Here is a 25,578-nt window from a genome sequence, read left to right as displayed (position 1 = left end):
ATGTCCGGTCACTCGTCGAACGGAACTGATTTCTTCTGTGCAGAACTCCCTGCGTCGGTCGGTTCGATACTCGCGACGTCCACCTGGACGCCGCGGACGGCAGCGTGCATCTGGTTGACCAGCTGCCCGCGCAGATGCGCCCGGTAGCGGGTGACGGGCACTGCGGCAGTGAGCGCCGCAATCGCGTTACCCCTGCCGTTGCGGATCGCCACACCGAGTGCAGCGACCCCTTCCTCTGTGTGTTCAACGTTCACCGCGAACCCCACTTTCCGCGCAGCCTCGAGCTCGTGGACGAATACCTCGAACTCCCCGACCGCCATCCTCCGATCGGTGGCGTCCGGCGAAGGTCCCTGATCGATCCGGGGCTCGTCGGCCGGCCGCAGGTACAACTGCTCCAGAACCGCGCGTGGCTGCTCGGCCAGGAGTATGCGTCCACCCGCTGTGAGCTCGGCCGGAAGGACCTGGCCTTGCCGATCACCCACCCGCAGGATCGATTCGGTCTCCGCGGTCCACAGGAACCGCGCCTGCGACCCGATCCTGATGACGAGGTTGATCGTCTCCCCCGCCAGCGACGCCAGCGCCTCCATGTGCGGCCGGGACAGTTCGGTGAGTTCGCGGGTCCAGCCCTGCCGCGCCGGCCCCACGCCCATCGCCGGTCCGGGGTGGTAGACCCGCTTCTCGTCCTGCACTGCGAACCCGCGGTATACCAGCATGGCGAGTAGTCGATGCGCGGTCGACGGTGCCGTCCCGAGTTCCTCAGCGGCTTCCTTCAATCGCAGAGCACCCACATCACGCAGCATCTGGAGTAGGCGAAGCGCATTGTCGACCGACTCCAAGGCATATGTAGGCCGCTCGATCCTGCCCGGCTTTTTCTGCATAGCAGAACTCTATTGCATGGCGGCGCAACGCACTCCCAAGGTGGAAAAATGCACCAGCCCAACGACGTCGTCTCCTCGACCGGCGACGGCCGCATAGTCCTCCCCCGCGGCAACGTCATCGCCGTGATCGTGTGCTGGCTGTTCGTCGTCTTCGACGGATACGACCTCATCGTCTACGGCAACGTCATTTCGAGCCTGCAGGACGAGTGGGGCATCAGCTCCTCGACTGCGGGCACCCTCGGGAGCCTCGCGTTCGTCGGCATGATGATCGGCGCGGTCCTCGCCGGACGGCTGTCCGACGCGATCGGACGCAAGCAAGCGGTCATCGGATGCGTCGTCGTGCTGTCGGTCTTCACCGCACTGTGCGCGGTCGCGCCCGGTCCTGCCGTCTTCGGCATCTTCCGCCTGATCGCAGGAATCGGCCTCGGCGGACTCGTCCCGACATCCAATGCGCTTGCAGCCGAACTCGTCCCGAACAAGTGGCGTGCAGCCGTCGCGACCATGATGATGTCGGGCGTACCCATCGGAGGCAGTATCGCCGCCCTCGTCGGCATTCCCGTCATCCCGAACTGGGGTTGGCGACCGATGTTCCTGTTCGCTCTCATCCCGCTCGTCGTGCTTGTGCCGCTTGCCCTCAAGACCCTCCCGAGCACCACGATGAAGGTCGACACGAAGGCCGGAGCCAGCGGATTCAAGGCGCTACTCGGCCCACAGTTCCGCCTCATCAGCATCATGTTCGCTGCCGTCACGATCGTCACCCTCCTCGCCTGGTACGGACTCGGCACCTGGCTGCCGAAGCTCATGCAGGGCGAGGGCACCGACCTCGGCAGCGCCCTGACCTTCGCACTCGCCTTGAATCTGGGTGCGGTCGCCGGCTCGTTCATCACCGCCTGGGGTGGCGTGCGATACGGATCGGTGCCGACCAGCGTCATCGCCGCGGCCATCGCCGGCGTGTCCTTGCTTGCCCTGTTGCTCGACCCGCCTGTCGCCGTGGTCTACCTGATCTTCGTTCTTGCCGGCGTCGGCACACACGGCACCCAGGCACTCATCATCGCTGCAGTGGCGTCGTACTACCCGGACCATCTCCGCGGCACCGCTCTCGGCTGGGCGCTCGGTGTCGGGCGAATCGGCGCGGTCGCGGCGCCGCAGGTAGGCGGCTGGCTACTGGCTGCCGGACTCGGCGCCCACTCGAACTTCGTCCTGTTCGGTATCAGCGCACTGATCTCGTCGCTCCTGCTGGCGGTCATCTGGAGGAAGTTCCCCACCAGTCATGACGCGCCTCGCGGTCCGATCATGGCCCACTGACCCGACCTACTCTCGAACACCTAAGGAGCCTCGCCTCATGTCAGATCTGAAGGATGCACGGGTACTCATCGCCGGCGGCGGCATCGGCGGTGTCGCCAATGCCCTGGCACTCGCCCAGAAGGGCGCTCAGGTCACGCTGTTCGAGCGCGCACCAGAATTCGGCGAGGTCGGCGCAGGCCTTCAGATCGGTCCGCATGGCAGCCGCATCCTCCAATCACTCGGCGTCTACGACGAAGTGATCTCCAAGGGTGTACTGCCCAAGAACCTGGTCTTCCGTGACGCCGTCACCTCCGAGATCCTCACCAAGGTCAACCTCGGGCACGACTACCAGCAGCACTACGGTGGCGTGTACTTCGTTGTTCACCGCTCCGACCTGCATTCGGTGCTCGTCGAGGCGGCCCGCAAGGCCGGCGCCGATCTTCGCGTCAGTTCGGCCGTGCAAGACGTCATCACCGAAGGCGACACCGTGCGCGTCATCCTCGAGGACGGCTCCGAGCACGTCGGCGACGTCGCGCTCGGCATGGACGGACTGCACTCACGCCTGCGACCGAAACTGCACGACGACAAGCCCGTCGGATCCGGCTACGTCGCGTTCCGCGGCACCTTTCCGATGAACGCGGTTCCGCTCGAGGAGGAGATCGAGGACGTCGTCGGCTACATCGGTCCGCGCTGCCACTTCATCCAGTACCCACTGCGAGGCGGCGAGATGCTCAACCAGGTGGCTGTCTTCCAGTCCCCCGCGTTCCTGCGCGGTGAGGAGAAGTGGGGCAGCCCGGAAGAGTTGGCACACGCCTACGACCATTGCCACGAATCGGTGCAGGAAGCCCTGAAGTACCTGTGGACCGACCGCTGGTGGCCGATGTTCGACCGCGACCCGGTCGACAACTGGGTCGACGGCCGCATGCTCCTGCTCGGCGACGCCGCCCACCCGCCGCTGCAGTACCTCGCTTCCGGAGCCGTCATGGCCCTCGAGGACGCCCGGTGCCTGGCCGACTACGCCGCCGAGGATCTTCGCGGCGACACGAAGAACTGGCCCCAGATTCTGCGCGACGTCAACGCCGAACGCGCTCCGCGGTGCAACCGCATCCTCACCGTCGGCCGTATGTGGGGCGATCTCTGGCATCTCGACGGCGCGGGCCGTGAAGCACGCAACGAGCTGTTCCGCATCCGCGACACGTCGAGCTACAAGTACACCGATTGGCTGTGGGGCTACAGCTCCGACCGCGCACGCTGACCGCCCGGGTCGTCCCCGTCAGACCCGCAGCGGATCCGGCGGGGATGAAAACATAGCAATCGCCTTGCGGCGCAGTACATAACGTACTAGCGCCCGTCGATCGGACGCACGGACCTCCACACCCCACATCTCCTGCGCAATGGGGTGCATCAACGCGCGCACCACACACGTCGGCACCCGTCGTTGCACCCAATCGCTCGGGCGCACCACTTGATCATGGAAGAAGTCACCGGCGTCGGTACGGCGCAGCTGCGCACTGCAGGTGTCGTCGAACCATCCGGTGAACTCGGCCCACGTACCAGGCAGACCCGTGTCACTGATCCCATATCGGCGGAACCACCCGCAACAATCCCGGTACACGTTCTCTCGGTCCTCGTCCGTCAACGGCCGCACGAACGTGTCGATCATCGTCACGAGCGTCTCGACGTACGTCGCGTGCTGGAACTGGAACAAGTCCGGATTCAGACTGTGATATCGATGACCCAGACCGTCGACACCTTTGATGCGCTCGTGTCCACGCTTGATGATCAGCGACATATCGGTGTCGTCGTAGGCCATCCGGATGAAGATCGGAACTGTGTGTCGCTTGTGCAACCACAACCGTCGCGGAGTGCGTGAATGCTCCATGCCCGCCGCGAGTGCCGGGTGCAGCATCTGCAGTCCCACTGCTCGCGGCAACGCGAGCAGGAACCGCTTGTCGGCGAGATAGCGGTGCAGTAACCCGCTCCTGTCGATATCGCTCATCCCTGTGACCACTTCGACTTTCGGTGATCGTGCGCTAGATGATGTTCCTGCCGGTTTTCAGGCGGCGACGCAGATCCATCATCAGCGCGTGGCTGCCACCGTGCCGGATGAACTTCGGAATGAAGCGGTTGACGAACGAGACGAATACAAACAGGTGCTCGAATCGACGACGGTCCGCCTCGCTCCATTCGTAGCCGAGCTGGTCGCGGAAGTACGGCGGCAGAGTTCCGATCGTCAGGAACTTCAACAGATTCCTGAACATCAACCGCATCGGCAGGTTGATCATCTTCAGGCCGACGAGGTCATCGATGAACTTCTTGGAGGCTTCGTCGAAAACCACGCGTTCACACCCTCGATTCCAGTACACCTCGAAGTCGGCCCGAGTCGTCGGCCACATCTCTTCGGTGACCTGCAGTGTGGTGCCGAGCTTCGACGCGGTCGCATAGAAGTCCTCGATCTGGATCTCGTCCAAGGTTCCGTGCAGCAGCTGGTAGCTGTCTTCGATGCCGACGTAGAGGCAGGCCGCGACCCACATCTGGAGTTCGCGGTTGAACGCGTTGTATTTCACGGGGCTGTTCTCGTCGGAACGCACCTGTCGGTGGGCTCCGTTGACGGCTTCCCGGAACGCCATGCGCTCCTCATCGGTTCCGAGGATGGCGACCGCCAGATATTGCGTCGTGGTGCGCGCACGCTTCCACGGATGATGCACGAGGGCGCCGCTCGGCACTTTGCTCTCCATCACGCCGTAAGCGACTTCGGGCCAGCCCAGCTGCATGATGACGTTTGCGGCTGCACCGGCGAATGACCAGAAGTCGATGGCGTCGGACAGGACGTGCTTCTTGCGGCTCCATCGATTCGGACCGCTGGTGATCTTGATTCGGGTACGAGCCGAGGTGAGCACGGGTTCGGATTCCACGGTGTCGTCGAGGTAATGCGCGGGCATGTGACCCTCCTGGTCGTTCTGTCGTACGGTAGCGCCGGGCGGCGTTCCTACTGGTCAGTTCCCTCCACTGCCAATCCCCTGAAGCAGCATCCGCCAGAAGGTCGCCAGCTCTTCTCCTGCCGGAATGAGAATCGGATCGGCGACGACCGGAGGACCGATGAGCGTGCCGGGAGATGTCCGGTTCGCCACGCCGAGATCATTCGGTCGCGGCGCGTTCTGCGCGCCGCGCTGGCCGTGGTCCTGACCCGGCGGGCAGTAGTGCGTGAGGTCGGGGGTCACCGGCGATTCGTCGCCGAGGTGTCGGCGAGGGGTGTCATAGGCACACACCGGACCCTGAGTTGCGATGAGCGCGAAGTCCGCTCGATCGCCGTGCACGATGGATTCGAGTGCGGCCAGTCCTGCGGGAATCGAGACGAGGCCGGTCTGTAACGCCGCTGATCTTTCGGAGATGACCGGTGCCACGTCGACGAGGTTCGAAAGCACTGCCGCGAAGGACATCTCGTTGGCGGCAAGCACACCGTCGGCTCGCCGCATGGCATCCGGAGTGGTCGTCATCATTTCGGTGATCCGATCCTCGTTGTTGTACAAGGTGTCGGCGATTGTGCGGGCCGCCGCTACACCGTCGACGAATCGATCCGAATTTCCCGCCATGGCGGTCGTCAGACCAGCTGTGCGACTGAGCAGTTCGGTCAGGTCGGCAGCCTGGCTTTCGAGCCGACCCGACAGATCGTCGGCGTCAGTGATCAGCCGTGCCAGATCCGGGCCGAGCCCTTGGAAGGCCGCACCGAGCTCGGTTCCGATCGTCGAAACGGTGCCTGGCTCGAAGGTATCGAGTAGCGACGCCGTGCTCGCGAGGGTTTCAGCGATCTGCACGGGCTGCTCCTCCGCAGGCATCTCGATCGAGTCACCGTCCACGAGATACGGGCCACGGTCGACGCGCGGGAAGATATCGACGTTGAGCATGCCTGCGAGCGTCCCTTGGGTGATCTTCGCGATCGAGTCGACCGGGATCTCGGTGCCGGATTCGAGTTCGAACTCGAGCCTGGCACCCCCGCTCTGCGGTTCGACGTTCACTGCCGACACTGCACCCACCTGTACACCGCGGTAAGTAACGACGGTGCCTTCCGACACACCGAGCGCATCGTCCACGTCGGCGGACAGGGTCATCGGATCGCCGATACCGCGGGGGCCGACGATGTAGTAGACGCCGTACGGGACGACGATGACCGCAGCCAACGCGAACAGGACGAGCTGGACGAGGACGATCTTCTTCATCGGTGTCCTCCTCCGAGGAGATCCTGCAACGACGTCGGTGACGGGCCGGGCGGCGTACCGGTGAAGGTCCCGCCGGTCAGAACCGTATCGATACTCTCCGGGATCTCGAGAGCTCCGTCGAACACGAGGTAGTCACCGCGCACCGACTTACCGAACGTGTCCATGAACGCGTTCATGGCGGTGAGAGTGCCGCCCATCCGGTCGTTGAACGCGGCAAGGGTGGACGCAACCGTCTCTGCGTCGGTCAGGAATCCGGCGGTGCCCTGCGGTACGGCATCGGTCAGTGCCTGCATGTTGCCGGCCAGACGCGTCGTCGATTCGAGGAGCGCGGAGATCGAATCGCGTTGTGAGACGAGCACCTCCACCGCGCCCGCGGTATTCGCGAGGTAGGTGTCCATCGTCTGCTCCTCGTCCGCCATGGTCCGGGTGACGTCGGCGGCCAGGACCATCGCCTCGTCGAACGCTGTCTGTTTGTCGATCGCGCGGGTCATGAGGTCGGTGGCGGTGTCGGCGAGCGACTGCACCTGATCGGATCGCCCCGTGAATGCGATGTTCAGTTCGTCGACGACCGTCGCAAGTTGGTCCATTCCGCTGCCGCTGACAACATTGCCGAGCGACGCGAGCATCGTCTCCACACGCGGACCCAGATCGGTGTTGTCGACGGTGATCACATCGCCGTCGGACAATCGGTCCGTCGCGGCATCAGCAGGTGTGACGAGCCTCAGGTACGGGCTGCCGAGAGCCGACGGAATCTCCACCGAGACCAGAACATTGCTCGGTACCTCGAGTTCGCGTTGCAGCGAGACCTGAAGGGTCGCGCCGGTTGTCGCAGTGTTCAGGGCTGCCACCCGGCCGACGATCTGCTGGCCGTATCGGACGTCCGCGCCGAGGACGATGCCGTCGGCGCTCGACAGGTGCACGTCCACGTCGAATGCGCCGGCACCGGCGGACCGCCCGACCGGGAGATCCTGGATGCCGTAGCCGCAGCCGGACACAACAGCCGTGCTTGCGACAGCCACAGCGAGCGCGACGAGACTCATGCGCTGCTTGGAGGGGACGAGAGACGTCGGGGTCACGGGTTCCCTCCGGTGATGGCCGTAACGATCCCGAGCGGATCGGACGCGCTGATGGGAAATGAGATGGGGTTGGTGAACCCGGCGCCCGTGCACAGCGGCAGCGGGTGTTGCGCACACAGCGGACCGGCGGTCTCGAAGGATGTCAGGTTCGTCGACACGTTCAACCGGATGCGGCTGCGCCCGTCGGGGCCGACGGTGTTCTCCAGGTTCTGCATCATCAGCGGGACGAGGTCCATGAACTCCGCGAGTCCTGCTTTGTTGTCGGTCAGGGCGTAGCCGAGTCCTTCGAGGTTCGTCGAGATCGCTCCGAAGCTCTCCTGGTGCTGTATCACGAAACTGTCGAGTTCGGCGAACACGGTCTGCAGTTGTTCGAGCGGCACGGTGATGTCGAGATCCGCATCCTGCCATACGGTGGAGAGAGCGGACATGTCGTCGACCATGGAATCGAGCGATACCTGACGCGCATCCATCGCCTCGATGAGCGTCGAGAGGTTGTCGACGAGTACCGAGAAGCCCTCGGAGGTTCCGCCGATGACTCCGGTGGCTGCGCTGAGGTCGCGGATGGCATTGTTGAACGCCTCCCCCTGGCCGCCCCACGTCTCGGCGCTGCTCGCGAGCACCGAGCCGACGTCGCCGCCGTCCGGTCCCATGAAGTCGACGAGGGTCGAGAGACTGCCGAGCATCCCATCGATGTCGATGGGCGAATGGGTGCGCTCGACCGGGATGGTCGATCCGTCGGGCAGTTCCGGTCCATCGGAGAACGCAGGCCCGAGTTCGATATAGCGCTCACTGATGATCGCGGGGCTCATCACGTATGCGGAGACGTCGGCAGGCAGTGTCACCTCTTCGGGGACGGTCATCGTCACCCGCACCGACGTACCCTGCGGTTCGATGCCGGTGACGGTTCCGACGGCGACACCGAGCACTGCAACCTTGCTGCCGGCGTAGATGCCGTTGACGTACTCGAAATCGGCGTGCACCGTGGTGACCCGGTCGGTACGGCCGAAGATGTACCAGATGGGTGCAGCGATCAGCAGAAGCGCAACCACCACGAGCGAGATGATCTTCTTTCTACCCGACGGCCTTGTCGTGCCGGGCTGCTCGCTCCCCGGCATTTCCTGTATCACCGGCATTCCTGCATCACTCCGATCGCGCACAGAAGATTGTCGGGCAGGACCGCTGCGGGGGTGGTGACGTCGGCCCACGTGCCGTTGCCGGTGGCATCTGTGACGGTGCGCAACGCCGGTGGCAACTGTGTCATGAGAGAGGCGATGTTCTCGGAGTTGCGCTGCAAGGTGGCGGTGACGGCCGTCAGGTTGGCGACGAGACGATCGGCTTCTTCCCGGTTCTCCGTGAACGTCTGCGACAGCGTCGTGATGACAGCACGCAGGTTGTTCGCGAGCCCGGTGAGCGCCTCCTTACGGACCGCCATGGTCTGCACGAGTGTGCGTGCGTCCACTGCGGTTTCGACTACCGAATCCTGTTGAGCGACTGCCATCTCCGATAGCCGACGTGACATCTCGAGCAGTTGATCGAACTGGCCGCTGTGCCGTCCGAACGCTGACGACGCGGCACTGATGCCCGTGAGGGTTCGTTCGATCTCGCCGCTGTCGGACGGCATGACCTGCGACAACGTGGTCATCATCTGTTCCATCGCGTCGAGGTCGAGTTCTTGGGAGACTCGCTGCGCACCCGCTCCGACTTCGTCGAGCGAGTAGGGGACGGTGGTTCGATCGATCGGGATCGTGTTGCCGCCGTCGTCGACACCGCTGGGCCGGACATCGAGGTACCGCTTGCCGAGCACGGTTTCGAGCCGGACCGACGCAGTCGATGTGTTGCCGACCGTGCGGTTGTCGTCGAGCCTGAACTCGACGTCGACGTGACGACCGGTGAGGACGATGTTCTCGACCCGCCCGGCGGGGACGCCTGCGACATAGACGGGATCACCGGCAGCAAGCCCTGCTGCGTTCGCGAATTCCGCTGTGAAAGGCTCGGTTCGGGCCTGATACCAGAAGCGAGGGATGCTGATCGCCGCGGTGAGGCCGACGATGAGCACGACGATGCCGATCGTGCCGAGTACGAGCGGCATGTGCGTGGTGTTCTGCCTTCGACCGAATCCGAAGAGGAATTCGAGCGCGCCGACGAAAATGTCGATGAGTTTGACGAGGAACATCGCTTCAGCGCACCTCCCCCGCGGCCGTCTCCTCGGAGTTCGCCACGAGGACGTTCACGAGGTCGTCGATGTGCGCGACGCCGATCGCGACGATGCCGATACCGGCGCCGAGCACGACGACGACGAACACCAAGGCGATGCTCTGCATGATCCGTCCGTTGTGACCGCCGAGCGATCGGGTACCGCGGACGACGAGGTCGATGAGTCGTGTCAGAGGGATCATCGGCACACCGGCGAATGGGTCGGACCGAAGATGTTCACTTCTGCGTCGCCTGCTTTCAGAGTGAAGTTGCACAGGTAGAGGCTCACGAAGCTGCCGTACTGCCCGGTGCGGTTGATCTGGTGCGCGAAGTTCGGGAGGTTCGTCAGCATGCGCTCGAACTCGGGTGTGTTCGCGATCCAGGTGTCGGTGACAGCACCGAGGCTCGCGAGGGATCGGGTGAACGCACCATCGGACTGCACCATGATGTCGGCGAGCTCGTCGACTGTGGCGCTGCCGCTGTCGAGGAACTCGGCGAGCCGGGCGCCGTCACCGACGACGGAATCACCGAGCACGGACAGTCCGTCGACGAGCGAGCTCAGCTCACCGGAGCGGTTGTCGAGCGTTCCGAGCAGCCGTGTCATGTTCACGACGACCTCACCGAGGATGTCTTCGCGATCTCCGAGACTTCCGGTGAGGACCGCCACCCGGTCGAGGAACTGCGCGACGGCGTCGCTGCGTCCGTTGAACGTGTCGGTGAGGTTGCGTGCGAGGACGTTGACCTCGTCGGGCGGCAGGGAGTCGAACAGCGGCCGGAACCCGTTCATCAACGCGGTCAGGTCGACCGGTGGCGTGGTCTGCGAAACCGGAACCACCGCGCCAGGGGCGAGCACGTCGGACACTGCGGGTGCGTCGACGTACGGTTCGGGCATCGTGATGGCCACGTACCGGGCGCCGAGCATGTCGCCGTAGCGCACTGTCGCGCGAACGCCGCTGGTGAGTATCTGATCGCCTTCGATCTCGACGGTCACGCGTGCCATCGCACCGCCGCCGTCGGCGTCGGCGACGTCGATCGCATCGACCCGGCCGACCCGCACGCCGGACAGCGTGACAGGATTGCCGACGCCTAGGCCTTCCACGTCGGTGAACTCGAGAATGTAGTGATCGGAAGATCCGCGGACCGGCTCGGCCAGCGTGTTGAACACCAGTGTTCCGCAGACCGCACCGACCACACAGTAGCCTGCGAGCGACAGCACTTGGGAACGAGTGAGTTTCACGGGATCTGCACCTCGTTGCCACGGACGAGCGGTCCGAGAATGAACGAGGTCGCGGGATTCAGGGCTTCGGCGACCTCGCCGAGGGGGTCGGGCAGGGCCACTCCGGCAGTACCCAATGCATCCTCGAGAAGCTTCAATGCCTCGGCTTCGCCTGGGCCGCCGACGATCTTCGTCGATTCAGTGCCGACGATCCGCGTGGGCGCACTGTAGGTGCTGTTGCCGGGACTGTTGCATTCGCGTCCGGTCATGGACCCGTAACTCGGGCAATCCGCCGACGTGTACGGCAGTGGGTCGGCGAACGACGGTACGGCGGTGATGTTGAATCGTCCGGTCGAGAAAACCCGCGCTCCGGCGTTGCCGAACAATTCGGCGTTCTCCAGCGTGCTGTACAGGCCGCTCGGGTTGGCTGCCGTCGTGGCGAGGATCGTGCCGACCGAGTTGGTGACCGTGATCATCGAATCACGGCGCTCGCCGGTGAATCCGTCGACCGACGCTGCGAGCAGGGTCGCGGCATCGAAGGTGTCGGCCAGCCGATCGCGGCTCTCGACGATGGCGCCGGACACCTCGGCAGCCGATGCGACCATTCCGACGATGTCCGGGGTGGCGACCGACAACGACCGCATGACCTCGACGAACTGTGGTGTCGCATCGAGGAAGTCGGCGGCAGCAGGAGCCATCGTGTCGCTGACGGCGGAAAATCTGTCGATCGTGCGCCCGATGGTTTCACCGTGTCCGTCGAGCGCGCTGCTCAACGCACTCAGTGCGACCGAGAGCTGATCCGGACGCATGTCGTCGAGGACACCGGCCATCTTCGTGAACACGTCGTACATTGCGACGGCTTCCGGTCCGGAGTCGACGACGATGGTATCGACCTCCCCGAGCGTGCCGCCTGCGGTGATGGTCGCGTCGCCTTCCGGGTCGACGAGTTCGACGTAGATGTCGCCGAAGAAGGTGCGGGGCACGACGCGGGCGAGAACCGCCGACGGCACGAGCTTCGCAGCAGCCGAGTCGATGGCCAGGCGCACCTGGGACTCGGTCGAGCCGGCCTCCACGGAGGCGATCCGTCCGACTTCGACGCCGTGATACCGCACGGGCGCTCCCCCGTTGACGAGCCCGGCAGCGGCGGGGACCTCGACGAAGACGTCGTCGGTGCTCTCGAAGGTTCCTGTGCCGCGGAGCACCATGCCTGCCGCGACACCCATCGCAAGGCAGAGACTCAGCGCGCCGTAGGCAATGTATCTCGTTCTCTGACGTGAGGTGGGCCGATCCATGTCACACCCCCATTCCGGGAACTTCGGGAACCAGACCCCACAGCGCGAACGTGAGCAGCACGTCGAGCACGCCGATCGACAGGATCGCGGTGCGCAGCGCACGGCCTGCCGCTGCGCCCACACCTGCGGGCCCTCCGGACGCGTAGTACCCGTAGGCGCAGTGCACGAGGCTGACGACCACAGCGAACACCATCGCCTTGATACCCGAGTACAGGAGATCCTGCGGCGTGAGAACCAGGTGGAAGAAGTAGTCGTAGGTCCCTGCCGAGGCCCCGTTGAAATACACCACGACGAGGCGGGTGGACAGGTAACTGGCGAGAAGGCCGATCATGTAGATCGGGATGACGCACACCATCGCGGCAAGCACGCGGGTCGCGGCGAGGAACGGAATCGACCGGATGGCCATGGAATCCAGCGCGTCGATCTCGTCGGAGATGCGCATGGCGCCGATCTGTGCGGTGAAACCGACACCGACCTTCGCCGACAGTGCGATCGCGACGACTACGGGGGCGAGCTCGCGAGTGTTCGCGACGGCCGAGAGCATCCCGGACATCGTGGTCATCCCGACGAGCTCGAGACCGCGTTGGGTCTCCACCCCCAGCATCATCGCCGCGGCGAGCGACATGGCGAAGACGATGCCGATCGTTCCGCCGCCCGACAGCAACGACTGGGTTCCGAAGCTCACCTCACTGATCTGAGCAAAAACATGCTTCCGAAACTTGCTGAGAGCATATGGAATCGAAGCGATGGTACGGAAGTAGAACGAGACATGCATTCCGAGTGTCGCGAGGTTGTCGCCGACACGCCCCACCGCCCGTGTCGCACCCGCGATCGGTTCACGTGTTGCAAGTGTCATGCGAACTCACCGACAGCTGGAACGATGACCGTGTACAGGGCAGACAGCGCGGTGTTGACGATGAACACGAGTGCGAACGCGATCACGACCGCCTCGTTCACCGCGTCAGCGACGCCGCGCGGGCCGCCTTTCGTGTGCAGTCCCTTGAACGTCGCCACGAGGGCGGAGAGCAAACCGAAGACCGCTGATTTCACCAGTGCCATAACGAAATCAGCTGGTCGTCCGTATTCCGAGAATGTCGCCATGAATGTTCCGGCGGGTAGGTGCTGCACATAGATGTGATACAGCCAGCATGCGGCGACACCACCGAGAGTGACCATCGAACACAGCGCGAGAGACACTACGACGGCACCGACGAGTCGCGGCGCCACAAGACGTTCGAGGACGTCGAGTCCCATTACTTCCATCGCGTCGATCTCTTCGCGGATCTTGCGTGACCCGAGATCTGTGCAGATCGCCGATCCGGCGACACCCGCAAGCATGAGTGCACACACGAGCGCCGATGCCTGGCCGACGATGATGAAAGCGACGACCGCGCCCGAGTAACCACCGGCCCCGATCCGTCCGGCGAGTTCGCCGACCGACACGGCGATGAATACGCCGACCGGAATCATCAGCAGCAGAGACGGTCCGGTGCACACCCGTCCGATGAACAGGGTCTGCGTGACGGTTTCGTGCAGCGACAGTCGTCGTCGGATGATGGCAACCATCAGGACTACCAGCGACTGCACGGCGAACCCGATCAGGAAACCACCCTCGGTCGCGACGTCGCGAACCGGACCGCGCGATGCCGGCAGCTCGTAGGTCATCTACTGAATCCCTTCATTTCGCACCCCACAACCGTTCTCCGCACACGCGGATCACCCCCATCCGGTAACCGAGCACATCGGCAACACCACCGGAAACAGTCTTCGATTTGCAGTGAAGTGTGGCACACAAGTCTCCGACCGACAAGGCTCAAGTGAACACTCATTCTAGGTTATAGAGCGCGCCTTCCACGCCCTGCGTCTCGGCATGCCCCGTGGGGACGGGCCGACGAAACATGCTTGGTGCCAGTCTATTCTACTATTGCCCGCCGCCCATCACTCGCACATGCCACAACGATCGCGAGAGGCGATCGGATGCCACAGGAGAACAGTCGTACAGAACACGAGCCGCCATACCCTTCAGCGTGCGGCGAGTTCGCCGTTCACGTCATGCATACGTCGGAGAACGTCAGAACAGGCCAGCACACGATCGAGCCCAGGAACGAGATCACCAGATCGACACCTTCCATGTCCGCAAGGTGCGAGGTGTGGGTGAGAGTCCAGATCACCCCGACCAATCCGTACGGAATGGCGATCAGAACGACCAGACCGATGAATTCGGCCACGGACATCTCGTAGGACAGAACCCTGCGTGCAGTGTCGAACACCGGACGGGCCTCCAGCAATCAGTAGGGACAACGGATCCGGATCGCGGAAAGCACCTCGACGCAGGGTGCTCGCCGGGGACGGTATCACCGCCGCATTCGAAACGATAGAGTTTTGTGAACGGTCATTCCGAAGAGTTATCCATCGGACACGAGAACCACAACCCCGCCCTGAACTAGGATTATGCTGCCCTTCTCGCGTTTCTGCACACATATGACAGCAAACAACGGTTCACATGTGCATGATGGTTCGCCGCTGCAAGCAGCGTATGCTCGCCCGAAGAGAGATGCCCGCCGCATCGCAGCCAGGGCAGCCCGAGCAACAGAAGTAGGTGCGCGTGGTCGGCAAGACTCCCTCCCCTCAGGCCGAGCGCAGATCGCGGCCGAAGAACCGGCGAGACCAGATCGCCACTGCGGCCGCGATCGCCTTCAGCGAACGTGGCTACCACGGCGTGAGTGTCGAAGACATCGCCGACGAGGTCGGAATCACCAAATCCGCTCTGTACCGCCACTTTCCGGGGAAGTACGCACTCTTCCTCAACTCTGCTCTCATACTCCTGGACGCCCTGGAGTCCGCTCTCGAGAGCTCACCGACGGGCCACGCCGAATCGGCTACGGACGAGCTCCGCGCGCATCTCTGCGCCATCATCGGCACCACGATCGCCAACCGGCGCACCGCAGGTATCTACCGCTGGGAACGCCGGTACCTACGACCGGAGGATCGCTCTCCCATCCGTCGGCGCGCATGGGAGGTCAACCGCAGGATCGGGGAATGTGTGAGCCTCATCCGCCCGGATATTTCCAGCACGGACACGTTCGTGCTCGTTGCCGCGATGCTCAGCGCAATCGGCAGTATCACTGCGCACAGCCTCACCCTGGCTCCGCGCCGCATCGAGCACATCCTCGTCGATGCATGTGTGGCACTGTCCCGGTCGGATCTCTCTTCGGAAGAACCCATTTCGTCGATACCCACCGCTGCGCGCCACCCGTCGTCGGTGAACAACATGCGCGAGGATCTTCTGCAATCGGCGATCGAACTCTTCCATCGGGAGGGGTACGCGGAAATCGGAGTGGAGGAGATCGCCTCGACCGTAGGCCTGCCCGCGTCGGGCGTCTACCGATACTTCCCATCGAAGGCCGATATCCTCGCAGCCGCTTTCTACCGTGCGATCGACCGGCTCGAGACCTCGATCGAGTCGGCACTTCAGCGGACCTCGAGCCCACGAGACGGCCTCGAAGCACTTGCCACGGTGTATATCGAGCTCTGCATCTCGCAGCGGGAGTTGATGTCCGTGTACTTTGCGGAGCTGATCAATGTGCCTCCCGGACCGCGGGCAGATCTACGTATGCGCCAGCGACTCGACGTCGAACAATGGGCCACCCTCCTCAACGAGGTACGCCCCGAACTCTCGAGCGTCGAATCACGCTTCCTTCTGTACGCAGCGCTCAACCTCGTTCCCGATCTGGGTGTGTTCCTCGGTCCCAACGCCGTGCGGCAACAGGCGCCACGGATCCATGCGGTGATGATGTCGGTACTGCTCGGCTCCACGCCCGAACAGCCTGCATCCTCCGAACACAATCCGCGTATGCCGAAGTCGAGTGCCGCCGGGTCACTGTCTGCGCACACGCCGTCCAGGTAGCGATCGCCTGCCGTGTCCGGCCACTCCGGCAACTCCGCGCGCGAACAGAAGAGGCAGGCCCCAGGCGTCGACCGAGTGTGCGTGCCTTCTTCGCGCGCGGATATCGGAAGGAAGGCATGCTGGGAGACGCACCCGATCCCCGGACACAAGGAGCACTCGACATGGCACGCATCGCACTCTTCGGCGGACACGGCAAGGTCGCGCTGCACCTCGAGCGGTTACTCGCCGACTCCGGCCACGAGACCAGTGCGTTCATTCGCAACCCCGACCACGCCGACGACGTACGCGCCGCAGGAGGCACGCCGGTGGTGGCCGACGTCGAGCAACTCGACATCGCGGCGCTGTCCGACCTGCTGCAGGGCCACGATGCGGTGGTGTGGTCGGCGGGTGCGGGCGGCGGCAACCCCGCCCGCACGTACGCCGTGGACCGTGATGCCGCGATCGCATCGATGACAGCCGCGCAGGAGGCAGGCGTGCGGCGGTACGTGATGGTGTCGTACTTCGGGGCGAGACCCGACCACGGTGTGCCCGAGGACAACAGTTTCCATCCGTACGCAGAGGCGAAGGCCGCCGCCGATACACACCTGCGCGGCACCGATCTCGAGTGGACCATTCTCGGGCCGAGCGCCCTCACCCTGGATCCCCCGACCGGACGGATCGAGATCGAGGGTCAGGGTGCGAGAGACAAGGGGCAGGTCTCGCGCGCCGATGTCGCCGCCGTGATCGCTGCAGTGCTCGAGCGTCCCGAGACCGCCGGTCGCATGATCGAGTTCAACAACGGCGACACACCGATCGCGGAGGCGCTCGACGCACTCCGCTGACGGTCGTCACCGGTAGATCGACGCCGTGGACCCCGGATCTCGCACAGCGGGTCCGGACCCACGGCCATTGTTACGCCTGTGTTACGTTCTCCACGAGTCAGAAGCAGCCCTGATGCAGTACGTGCATCAGAAATGCAAGGGAATCCGGTGCAACTCCGGAACTGTCGCGCAGCGGTGAAGGCGACCGACAGGGCACGTGCCACTGGACCGGAATCGGTCCGGGAAGGCGCCCTGTCGGAACGACCCTGAGTCCGAAGACCTGCTGGCTCACCGAATCACACACGTGGGCCTCGCGATTGGGCCCCTGATACGAGAGAACGATCGATGCGCGCCCAGACCGATGGCACCGCCCTCCCCATTCGTGTTCACGCCTCCGCACGAAGCGACCTACCGACCCCACGACAGGTCACGGAGTCCGCACCGTCGGGGTGCTGAGTTGCTCGAGGTCGCGAAGTCACCTCAGCGCACCACGCCACCGCAGCACACACGAATTCCGGCGATCCCGCTCCTGGTCGTCCTCGCCCTCGCGGTCGTCCTCAGCGGATTCATGTCGCTGACCTTCGGGTCCGAGCCGGTGCCGCTGTCCGCCACATGGGACGTGGTGCGAGCACATTTCACCGGTGGGGTCGGCCCCGACCCGGTGTACGACACGATCATCTGGGAACTTCGTGCTCCCCGCATCCTGATGGCGCTCATCGTCGGTGCAGGCCTGGCCATGGCCGGGGCCGCAATGCAGACCCTGGTGCGAAATCCGCTGGCCGATCCCTATCTTCTGGGTATCTCCGCCGGTGCCGGCGTCGGGGCCACTCTCGTCATCATGTTCGGTGTCCTGACCACTATCGGTGTGTGGGCATTGTCGTTGGGCGCCCTGATCGGCGCCATGGTCGCCGGAGCCGCGGTCTTCGGCATCTCCATTGCACAGGGGGGCCTGACCCCACTCCGTCTCATTCTCACCGGCGTGGTCATGGCCTCGGCGTTCTCGTCCGTCTCCAGCTTCCTGGTCTTCCTCAGTGATGACCGCGATGCCGTTCGGTCGGTCCTGCACTGGACCCTCGGAAGCGTGGCGGGTGCGATGTGGGTGCAGATTCTCCCTGCCCTGCTCGTCGTGGTTGCGTCTGCCGCGATCCTGTTCGCACTCCATTCATGGCTCGACGCGCTGGCAAGCGGACCGGACGTGGCCAGAGCACTCGGTGTGCCGGTGCGGGGGCTCCGACTGGGACTCTTCGCTTTGTCGTCGATTCTTGTCGGCGTGCTGGTCTCGGTGTCCGGAGGAATCGGATTCGTCGGCCTGATCATGCCGCACCTCGCCAGGATCGTGGTGGGCGCACGCCATCGGGTGGTGCTTCCTGTGGCCGCACTCGGTGGCGCACTGTTCCTGCTCTGGATCGACATCGCTGCTCGGGTCCTGCTCAGTCCGGAGGAACTCCCCCTGGGTGTGATGACCGGTCTCGTGGGGGCACCGGTGTTCCTCTTCCTGCTGGGGCGCCGCCACTACAGTTTTTCGGACGGTGACTGATGCATATTCGGATGCGCAATGTTCGCTGCCGGATCGCCGGATCGGACATTCTGTCCGGCATCGATCTCGACTTCCCCGCCGGCTCCATGGTGGCGCTGGTGGGAATCAACGGGAGCGGTAAATCGACATTGCTTCGAACCCTCGCAGGCCTGCGCGCCCCCGCGGAGGGAACCGTCACCCTCGACGGCCGAGATCTCTATTCGCTTCCGCCACGTGCTCGGGCACGAGCGATTGCCTATGTCGGTCAGGAGGAAACACCCCCTCAGGACCTCTTGCTCGGTGAGATGGTCGCCATGGGCCGCATCCCCCATCGGCCACCCTGGTCCCTGGGAGAAGAATCCGATCGGGAGGTCACACTGCGCGCACTGACCACCGTCGAATTGGCACACGCAGTCGATCGCCGGTGCGATCAACTCTCGGGCGGTGAACGGCGCCGCGCCATGCTGGCTCGTGGATTGGCTCAGGAATCGTCCCTGCTGATCCTGGACGAACCGACCAACCATCTCGATATCCGCCATCAGATACACCTCCTCGACACACTGCGCGGCCTCGGCTGCACGGTGGTGGCCGCAATGCACGACCTCGCGCTCGCGGCGGCGTACTTCGATCGGGTCGCCGTCCTCCACGACGGCGCTCTCGCGACCTACGGCGACGCATCCGAGGCCTTGTCCCCAGCAACGATCACTCGTGCCTTCGGCGTTCCTGCAACACAACTCACCGATCCTGCGACCGGACGGCAGCACCTGGTGCTCGGTACCGACTCGCCCCGGATCCGATCACACACGGAGAACCATGCCTGAGTACGTCCCATCCCGTTCGAAGACCCTGCCTCGTTCGAGGACTCCGGTCTCGCTGGCCGTCGGCCTCCTCACCGCAGCCATGACGCTGGCCGGCTGCAGCAGCGCAGACGAACAGCAGGAGGTTGCGTCGGACGGTCACGTCACCGTCGAGAACTGCGGAGAGCAGATCACCTTCCCCTCGCCGGCACAGGCGATCTACGCCAACGACAGTCAGATCCTCCTGAATCTGCTTGCCCTCGAGGCCGACGACCGGATCACCGCGATCAGCGGTATCCGTAACACACGGCTCGACCAACTTCGCGGTATGTACGGCACAGCGCGTATCGACGCCTTGCCGGTCGTCTCGGAAGAATCCTTCAACCTCGAAACCATCCAGGCCCAGAAACCGGACGTGGTGATGGCCGGCCACGGATGGGGTTTCAGCGTGGAGAAGAACATCACGCCCGAACGCCTGAACGACGATTTCGGCATTCCCGCGTACACCGTCACCCCGACCTGCCTGCCCGGTTCGCTCGACGCGCTGTCGCCGTGGGACGAGGCGTACGCCGATCTGTCGAACATCGGGAGCATCGTCGGCCACGACGATATCGCCGCCGTGAAGATCGACGAGTTGCAGCAGCGCCGCGAGGAGATGGAGTCGGCGCCACGAGCGGACGGTGCTCCGACCGTCATGTACGTCACCTCGGTATCGAACGAAGGGGTGTCGAGCGCCGGTAATCCGCACCTCTTCACCTCGATCATCGACGTGACGGGTGCTCGTAATGCGTTCGACCACGTCGACGAGAAGAGTCCGAAGGTGTCCTGGGAGTCCGTGACTGCCGCGGACCCGGACTTCATCGTTCTCACTGACACCGGCGACGGTAGCGGAGCTTTCGAAGCGAAACTGGCTCTGCTCACCGAGAATCCCGCAACCCGTTCGTTGGACGCGGTGACACAGGGACGCATTCTGAATCTGCCGACCGACATGGGTCGCAGCGGTGCACTGATGATGGATACCGCGGAGCAACTGCGGATCGCATTGGAAGAGGCAAACCTACTGCCTCGGAGTGGAATCGAGCCGCGCATGGACCTCAGCGCGTTGAAGTGACCGGCGGCGAACGATGAAAGGTCCACACGTGAACGCGGACTCGGTACTGGCCGAGCTGATCAGCGCACTCCCGGCGAGCGCGCATTCTCCCCTGATGCTGGATGCCGGGTCTCAGGAGATCCCTGCGTCGGCGGTCCTCGACCCGGAATGGATCGGGGACGAGATGCAGTTGCGTGCCGACCGCTGGCAGGTCGACGATCCGTTGATCGTGGGGACGGTGCTGTGGCGTGCGATCAGCAATTCACTGGTTCTCCCGACGATCGCGAGTCTGTTCGTGACCGGCACGGCCCTGAGTCCGGCGATGCAGGATGTGGTCCTGCACCGCCGGGCCCTGACCGGCCGCGACGCCGACTTCGTCGCGGTAGGCGGGATCTCGACATCGGACGACACGTTCTCACCGAATCGGAAGATGTACGGACGACTGGTGGGCGCGCGGTCGACTCGCGTCCTCACCACTTCTCCGGAAGCCGCCCTGATCGAGTCATTGGGCGCCGGAATCGAATTCATGGCGAGCCGCTGCGGTAAAGGCGAGCGGCGACTCTGGGCTGTTGCAGTCGACTCCCTCGCGACCCGGTTCCTGTGGGCAGGCTCGGCCACGGGACGTGCGAACGACGCGATGGACGCCGCGCGCGCCATGGTGCAGAGGATCTCGGATCAGCTCCCGGGGCCTCGATTGCCGGACCCACGGTTTCAGACCGTCGTGGCGGATGCCTCGTCCTCACCGCACACCTTCGTGCACAGGGTGTCGTGTTGTCTGCTGTACAACGGCCCGCACGGAGTGAAGTGCTCGACATGTCCTCGTCAGCACCCCGACGTCCGGCTCGAACGACTCGTCGAGCGTGCTCGGCGAGCGGACCGGTAAGAGCCCGGAACGGCCGAACGTCACCTTCATCCAATCCAACTGAACGAAGGTGACGTTCGGCCATATCGCAGCGGGCGTCAGGCCTGCTGAACAAGCTCCTCGACCCGCACCGGGGAGGTGTCCGAGGCAGCCGCAATGGCCTCCTCGAACTGCCGGTGGTCGACCTGCGAACCGAGCATCAGGGCGAGACGCGTGAGGAAACCTTCACGATCGCTCTCGTCGACCTGGTCGAGCGCAGTCGACAGCCCCAGCCACACGTTCTCACGACGCTGCTCGTCTTCGGTGACCTGCTCGGCCGGACGGGCAGGCAACGCGTCGCCGGATGGAGCGGCACCGGAGCGCAACGCGTCTGCGATACCCGACAGCCCTGCAACAGGCACGCGGCACAGCAGAAGACCGTCGGGACGGATCACGAAAGTGTCGCCGGCCTTCGCGCCGAGCGCGTCGGCGAGGTCGGCGGCGTCGAGTACGGTCACACCGTCCACCTCGGCACTGCCGACTGCGAGTGCGCGGACGCTCTCGGGCGACAGCGCTGTTGCGAGCTCGGCCGTGGCCGCGGCGAGCGCGGCGCTGCCCGCCTCGTCGAGCCCGAAGCCGAGCACCGCGAAACCGGTGCCGCGAGCGACGTTGAGTGAGGTGTCGGCCCCGCCGATGCGCACTCGGCGGTCTTCGACCGGATCACCCGGCAGCACACCTTCGGTCCCCGGAGCCACCGACCACGTCAGCGGCGACAGTCGCGCGTGGGTGGCACTGGACTGACGCGGATTGATCAGGTGACCGAACTCGGGGCGACCGACTGCAAGCGCGAGGACTGCGTCGCGCGTGGTGCGGTATCCGTGGCTGCCCGGGCTCATGATGAGGGTGGACTTGCCTGCGTTGGCAACATTCTGCTCCCACGCGTTGTGGCGCTCGGACGAGTACGCCTGAAGCAAAGCGGCGTCGGCATTGCCGTGGATCACGGCCGCGAGCTGCCATGCGAGGGTCTCGGCGTCCTCCATGCCGGAGTTCAGGCCACGCACACCGAAGATCGGAACGAGATGCGCTGCGTCCCCGGCGAACAGGATCCGGTCGTGGGCGAACTCGTCGAGGGCGAGCGCGCGGGCACTGTAGAAGCCCTTCCACTCGAGGGTCCACGGCAGGTCGTTCTGCAGCCAGTCGAGGTGCTTGGCGATGCGAGCCCGGATGGCGTCTTCCTGGGTCTCGATCTCGGCGTCCTCGGACGGGTCGAGCTGGTAGTCGATGCGCCAGATGTCGCCGGGTTGCTTGTGCATGATGATCGTCGAACCCGGGTTGCTCGGCGGGTCGAACCACACCATGCGCTCGGCGGGCAGAGCCGACTCCCAGTGGATGTCGGCGATGACGTAGCGGCCTTCGTAGCTGGTGCCCTGCAGGCGCAGGCCTGCGAGTTCACGCATGCGGCTGCGACCGCCGTCGGCCGCGACGACGTACTGGGCGCGCAGGTGGCGCTTGCCGTCGGCGGTGTCGACTTCGAGGGTGACTTCGTCATCACCGCGAAGAATGCCCGCAATCGATGCCTGCCAGTACAGGGTGATGAGCGGATTCTGCTCGATGGTGTCGACCATGATCTGTTCGAACTCCGACTGGGAGACGTTGATCATGGGCGGACGCACGTCGAAGTCGCGCTGCGGCATCTGGAAGTGCAGGACCTGCTGGTCGCGGTAGAAGCTACGGCCGCCGGCCCACGGGAGCACGATCTTGTCGAGTTCGGCACCGAAGCCGAGACGCGCAGCGGCTTCGAGGCTGTGACGGGAGATGCAGATCGCGCGGCTACCGAACGACACCTGGTCGGCGGCCTCGATGACGGTGACCGGGATGCCGCGCTGCGCGAGCCCCAGAGCGGTGGCCATGCCGACCGGTCCGGCACCCACGACGACGACGGGGAGCGTCTCGTCGGACGGAGTCATCGACTCGAACGTCGACGCGGGGTACTTGGGAGGCTGGTAGTAGGTCGACACGGTTCAGACACCTTCCTGCGAGGGGGACTGTGACTGCTCGGTGCTCGTGCCTGCTGAAGGCACACGCAGGAGCAGGATGCTCATGAGGCTGACCAGGGCGATCAGCACGAAGTAGCCGGTGATGGAGATCGAGGTACCGGTCGCTGCGAACAGCGAGGTTGCGATCATGGGGGCGAGACCGCCGCCGAGGATGGCACCGACCTGGTAGCCGAGGGACGCACCGCTGTAGCGGATCTTGGCGGGGAACAGTTCCGCGAACAGCGCTGACTGGGGTCCGGCGCAGCAGCCGAGGGTGAAACCCAGTGCGATCATGGACAGCAACATCACCGGCAGGATCGCGGTGTCCATCAGCGGGAAGAACAGGGCTGCTGCGACGACGAGCGCGGCCGATGCCTTGATGTAGATCGTGCGGCGGCCGACGAGGTCGGAACGCCAGGCGCTGTAGGCCATGCCTGCCATCCAGAACGGGCACGAGGCGATGAGCAGTGCCAGCATCGCGGTCTTGCTGTATCCGAGTTCGGTTTCTCCGTACTTGAGGACATAGACCATGTAGGCGTACGCGATGCCGTTCGTGGCGATGAATGTGCCACCGGCCAGCAGCACCGTCTTCCAGTGCTTGGTGAGCACCTCGAGGATCGGCATCTTCTCGTCGACTTCGGCGGGCGCTTCTTTGGTCGCTTTGAACTCTGCGCTCTCCTCGAGCCCGAGACGGATCCACATGGCGACGATGACGAGGACGGCCGACATGAGGAACGGCACGCGCCAGCCCCACGAGTTGAAGGCGTCTTCGCTCAGGAACATGGTGAGCGGCAGGTAGACGAGGTTCGCGATCAGCACACCCGCGGGCACCCCCAGCTGAGGTGCCGCACCGTACAGTCCACGCTTGCCTGCGGGCGCGTTCTCTGTCGCGACGAGGACGGCGCCACCCCACTCGCCGCCCACCCCGAGCCCCTGGATGAACCGCAGGGTCACGAGAAGGATGGGGGCGGCAACCCCGATGGCGTCGTAGTTCGGCAGCAGGCCGATGGCGACTGTCGCGAAGCCCATGAGGAGTAGCGACGTGACGAGCATCGACTTGCGACCGATCTTGTCGCCGAAGTGTCCCATCACCACGCCGCCGATCGGGCGCGCGATGAAGCCGACGGCGAGCGTCGCGAAGGCTGCGAGTGTGCCTGCGACGTCCGAGGAACCCGGGAAGAACTGATGTCCGAGCACGAGCGCCGCTGCGGTGCCGTAGATGAAGAAGTCGTACCACTCGATGGCGGTGCCGACGAAGCTGCCGAGCGCGGCTTTGCGCGCCGCTTTTGCCGACGTCTGAGGCGTCGAGTCAAGAACGGTCATGAGTACGGGTGCCCTTCGGCGAGGTGAACTGGAACGGATCCGATTAACGAGCGTTCGGACGCGGTACAGCCATCATGAGGGCGGTCACATTCATTTGAAAAGCGGATAAAGTCGGGGATCTATCCCCGAAAAACCGTCATTAGAGAGATTTTCCCAGTTCATGGCGGTTGCCTCCCTGACGGGCAGTGACCACGAAGTGAACAAAAGTTTGCGCCACACGACTGGGCAGCGCATCTTTTCGCCACGTGAGGACGACGTCGACGCTCGCCGGCTTGGGCTCCGCGAACGGCCGCACCGCGATCGGAAGGCCCTCGTAGGTCACGTCCAAGGAGGGACGCTGAAGCAACAGCGACCACCCCAGTCCCCGGCCCACGAAGGCGCGGCACGTCTCGTAGTTCTGAGTCCGGTAGGCGACCACCGGCGAGAAACCTGCCTCAGCGCACACACTCACCGCGTGCCCCGAACTCGGCGGCGCGTCGAGCATCACCATCGGTTCGTGAGCGAGATCCGTCAGCCGCACCGGAGATCCCGACAGCGCCGCCGGGTGGTCGGCGGGCAGCAGCAACATCGGCTCCCTGGAGTCGAGGACGACGGACTCCAGCCCGGGCTCGAGGTCGAGGTCGTACATGAAGGCCACGTCGAGGTCACGCGAGTCGAGCTGCGCCCGCAGCCGGTTCTGTGTGTCTTCCCGGAAGTCGACACGCGCTCTCGGGTGAGCCTCGGTGAATCCGGTGATCAACGACGGCAGCAGCGTAGGCCCGAGTGACGGATAGCAGCCGACCGCGACCGGTCCCGCTACGGAACCCGCCTCGGAATGGGCGTCGTTCTCGAGTTCCGCGGCGAAATGCAACACCATCTTGGCTCGCTCGAGAACTGCGTGCCCGGTCGGAGTGAGACGCACTCCGCGCGCTCGCTGACGTACGAGCAACTTGACGTCGAGTGCTCGTTCGAGATCGTTGACGGCGGCGGACACCGCCGAATGCGACATGCGGAGCGCGTCCGCAGCTGCGGTGATGGTCCCCCAATCGGCGACGGCAACGAACGCCGCCAGCTGGCGGATCGTGTAGGCGGGCACATCCTCGGAACGGGCCATACGCCCCACGTTAGATCGA

Annotated in this window: 24 protein-coding genes and 1 riboswitch; of the genes, 8 read left to right on the top strand and 16 right to left on the bottom strand. The window is 64.5% G+C overall.

Translation table 11 applies throughout. The features are described 5' to 3' along the window. Window positions 1-8: 8 nt before the first annotated feature. Window positions 9-878, bottom strand: a complete 870-nt coding sequence (locus tag ACSYG9_RS18160) for an IclR family transcriptional regulator domain-containing protein (RefSeq protein WP_440123848.1) — start codon at window positions 876-878, stop codon at window positions 9-11. A 48-nt stretch (window positions 879-926) separates the two neighbouring features. Here ACSYG9_RS18160 and ACSYG9_RS18155 point away from each other — a divergent pair, with 48 nt between their 5' ends. After that, on the top strand, window positions 927-2,183 hold the full coding sequence (locus ACSYG9_RS18155; protein WP_440123847.1) for an MFS transporter: 1,257 nt from the start codon (window positions 927-929) through the stop codon (window positions 2,181-2,183). Window positions 2,184-2,220: 37 nt separating this feature from the next. Next, entirely contained in the window at window positions 2,221-3,417 is a 1,197-nt protein-coding gene (locus tag ACSYG9_RS18150) for an FAD-dependent monooxygenase (RefSeq protein WP_440123846.1), read from the top strand. An 18-nt stretch (window positions 3,418-3,435) separates the two neighbouring features. Here ACSYG9_RS18150 and ACSYG9_RS18145 read toward each other — a convergent pair whose 3' ends face one another. The 12 genes from ACSYG9_RS18145 to ACSYG9_RS18090 all read right to left on the bottom strand — a co-directional run bounded on the left by ACSYG9_RS18145 (window position 3,436) and on the right by ACSYG9_RS18090 (window position 14,426). After that, on the bottom strand, window positions 3,436-4,161 hold the full coding sequence (locus ACSYG9_RS18145; protein ID WP_440123845.1) for an oxygenase MpaB family protein: 726 nt from the start codon (window positions 4,159-4,161) through the stop codon (window positions 3,436-3,438). Window positions 4,162-4,195: 34 nt separating this feature from the next. Then, on the bottom strand, window positions 4,196-5,104 hold the full coding sequence (locus tag ACSYG9_RS18140; protein WP_454839397.1) for an oxygenase MpaB family protein: 909 nt from the start codon (window positions 5,102-5,104) through the stop codon (window positions 4,196-4,198). Window positions 5,105-5,158: 54 nt separating this feature from the next. Beyond that, complete coding sequence (locus ACSYG9_RS18135; protein ID WP_440123843.1) at window positions 5,159-6,379, bottom strand: MCE family protein; 1,221 nt, start codon at window positions 6,377-6,379, stop codon at window positions 5,159-5,161. Beyond that, window positions 6,376-7,455, bottom strand: a complete 1,080-nt coding sequence (locus ACSYG9_RS18130) for an MCE family protein (protein WP_440123842.1) — start codon at window positions 7,453-7,455, stop codon at window positions 6,376-6,378. Before ACSYG9_RS18130 ends, ACSYG9_RS18135 begins: the two co-directional genes overlap by 4 nt. Continuing rightward, window positions 7,452-8,588: an MCE family protein gene (locus tag ACSYG9_RS18125; RefSeq protein WP_440123841.1), complete on the bottom strand. Its 1,137-nt coding sequence runs from the start codon at window positions 8,586-8,588 to the stop codon at window positions 7,452-7,454. Before ACSYG9_RS18125 ends, ACSYG9_RS18130 begins: the two co-directional genes overlap by 4 nt. Further along, window positions 8,579-9,628: an MCE family protein gene (locus ACSYG9_RS18120; RefSeq protein WP_440123840.1), complete on the bottom strand. Its 1,050-nt coding sequence runs from the start codon at window positions 9,626-9,628 to the stop codon at window positions 8,579-8,581. The genes ACSYG9_RS18125 and ACSYG9_RS18120 overlap by 10 nt, the downstream gene beginning before the upstream one ends. A gap of 4 nt (window positions 9,629-9,632) precedes the next feature. Beyond that, window positions 9,633-9,851, bottom strand: a complete 219-nt coding sequence (locus ACSYG9_RS18115) for a hypothetical protein (RefSeq protein ID WP_440123839.1) — start codon at window positions 9,849-9,851, stop codon at window positions 9,633-9,635. Next, window positions 9,848-10,885 (bottom strand): MCE family protein, encoded by a 1,038-nt coding sequence (locus tag ACSYG9_RS18110; RefSeq protein ID WP_440123838.1) that lies wholly within the window; start codon window positions 10,883-10,885, stop codon window positions 9,848-9,850. The genes ACSYG9_RS18115 and ACSYG9_RS18110 overlap by 4 nt, the downstream gene beginning before the upstream one ends. Further along, window positions 10,882-12,156, bottom strand: coding sequence for an MCE family protein (locus tag ACSYG9_RS18105; RefSeq protein WP_454839395.1), 1,275 nt, complete (start codon window positions 12,154-12,156; stop codon window positions 10,882-10,884). The genes ACSYG9_RS18110 and ACSYG9_RS18105 overlap by 4 nt, the downstream gene beginning before the upstream one ends. A gap of 1 nt (window position 12,157) precedes the next feature. Continuing rightward, the gene (locus ACSYG9_RS18100) at window positions 12,158-13,012 is read right to left on the bottom strand and encodes an ABC transporter permease (RefSeq protein ID WP_440123836.1); all 855 of its coding nucleotides are present in this window, start codon (window positions 13,010-13,012) and stop codon (window positions 12,158-12,160) included. After that, on the bottom strand, window positions 13,009-13,821 hold the full coding sequence (locus ACSYG9_RS18095; RefSeq protein WP_169687537.1) for an MlaE family ABC transporter permease: 813 nt from the start codon (window positions 13,819-13,821) through the stop codon (window positions 13,009-13,011). Before ACSYG9_RS18095 ends, ACSYG9_RS18100 begins: the two co-directional genes overlap by 4 nt. 380 nt (window positions 13,822-14,201) lie before the next feature. Then, window positions 14,202-14,426 carry a hypothetical protein gene (locus ACSYG9_RS18090; RefSeq protein WP_454839392.1) on the bottom strand — a complete coding sequence of 75 codons (225 nt, stop codon included), beginning with the start codon at window positions 14,424-14,426 and terminating at the stop codon, window positions 14,202-14,204. 335 nt (window positions 14,427-14,761) lie between these two features. On the opposite strand from ACSYG9_RS18090, the gene ACSYG9_RS18085 reads away from it, so the two are divergent. From ACSYG9_RS18085 to ACSYG9_RS18060, 6 genes are all read left to right on the top strand, one after another. Further along, window positions 14,762-16,063: a TetR family transcriptional regulator gene (locus ACSYG9_RS18085; protein WP_440123835.1), complete on the top strand. Its 1,302-nt coding sequence runs from the start codon at window positions 14,762-14,764 to the stop codon at window positions 16,061-16,063. 161 nt (window positions 16,064-16,224) lie between these two features. After that, on the top strand, window positions 16,225-16,884 hold the full coding sequence (locus ACSYG9_RS18080) for an SDR family oxidoreductase (protein WP_440123834.1): 660 nt from the start codon (window positions 16,225-16,227) through the stop codon (window positions 16,882-16,884). 98 nt (window positions 16,885-16,982) lie between these two features. Continuing rightward, window positions 16,983-17,165, top strand: a riboswitch (cobalamin riboswitch). A gap of 155 nt (window positions 17,166-17,320) precedes the next feature. Further along, window positions 17,321-18,400, top strand: a complete 1,080-nt coding sequence (locus ACSYG9_RS18075) for a FecCD family ABC transporter permease (RefSeq protein ID WP_454839390.1) — start codon at window positions 17,321-17,323, stop codon at window positions 18,398-18,400. Between the two features lie 11 nt (window positions 18,401-18,411). After that, window positions 18,412-19,200 carry an ATP-binding cassette domain-containing protein gene (locus tag ACSYG9_RS18070; RefSeq protein WP_440123832.1) on the top strand — a complete coding sequence of 263 codons (789 nt, stop codon included), beginning with the start codon at window positions 18,412-18,414 and terminating at the stop codon, window positions 19,198-19,200. After that, entirely contained in the window at window positions 19,193-20,287 is a 1,095-nt protein-coding gene (locus ACSYG9_RS18065; protein WP_440123831.1) for an ABC transporter substrate-binding protein, read from the top strand. Before ACSYG9_RS18070 ends, ACSYG9_RS18065 begins: the two co-directional genes overlap by 8 nt. Window positions 20,288-20,315: 28 nt before the next feature. Beyond that, window positions 20,316-21,149, top strand: a complete 834-nt coding sequence (locus ACSYG9_RS18060) for a (2Fe-2S)-binding protein (RefSeq protein ID WP_454839387.1) — start codon at window positions 20,316-20,318, stop codon at window positions 21,147-21,149. Between the two features lie 77 nt (window positions 21,150-21,226). On the opposite strand, the gene ACSYG9_RS18055 is transcribed toward ACSYG9_RS18060, so the two are convergent. From ACSYG9_RS18055 to ACSYG9_RS18045, 3 genes are all read right to left on the bottom strand, one after another. Then, on the bottom strand, window positions 21,227-23,125 hold the full coding sequence (locus tag ACSYG9_RS18055; protein WP_454839385.1) for an FAD-dependent oxidoreductase: 1,899 nt from the start codon (window positions 23,123-23,125) through the stop codon (window positions 21,227-21,229). Between the two features lie 3 nt (window positions 23,126-23,128). Continuing rightward, window positions 23,129-24,466, bottom strand: a complete 1,338-nt coding sequence (locus ACSYG9_RS18050) for an MFS transporter (protein ID WP_440123828.1) — start codon at window positions 24,464-24,466, stop codon at window positions 23,129-23,131. 139 nt (window positions 24,467-24,605) lie between these two features. Then, entirely contained in the window at window positions 24,606-25,559 is a 954-nt protein-coding gene (locus tag ACSYG9_RS18045) for a LysR substrate-binding domain-containing protein (protein WP_440123827.1), read from the bottom strand. Window positions 25,560-25,578 lie beyond the last annotated feature (19 nt).

The sequence above is a fragment of the Rhodococcus sp. SJ-2 genome, from assembly GCF_053750035.1.
Note: the sequence above shows the minus strand (reverse complement) of the source record. Positions and strands in the feature narration are given on the sequence as shown.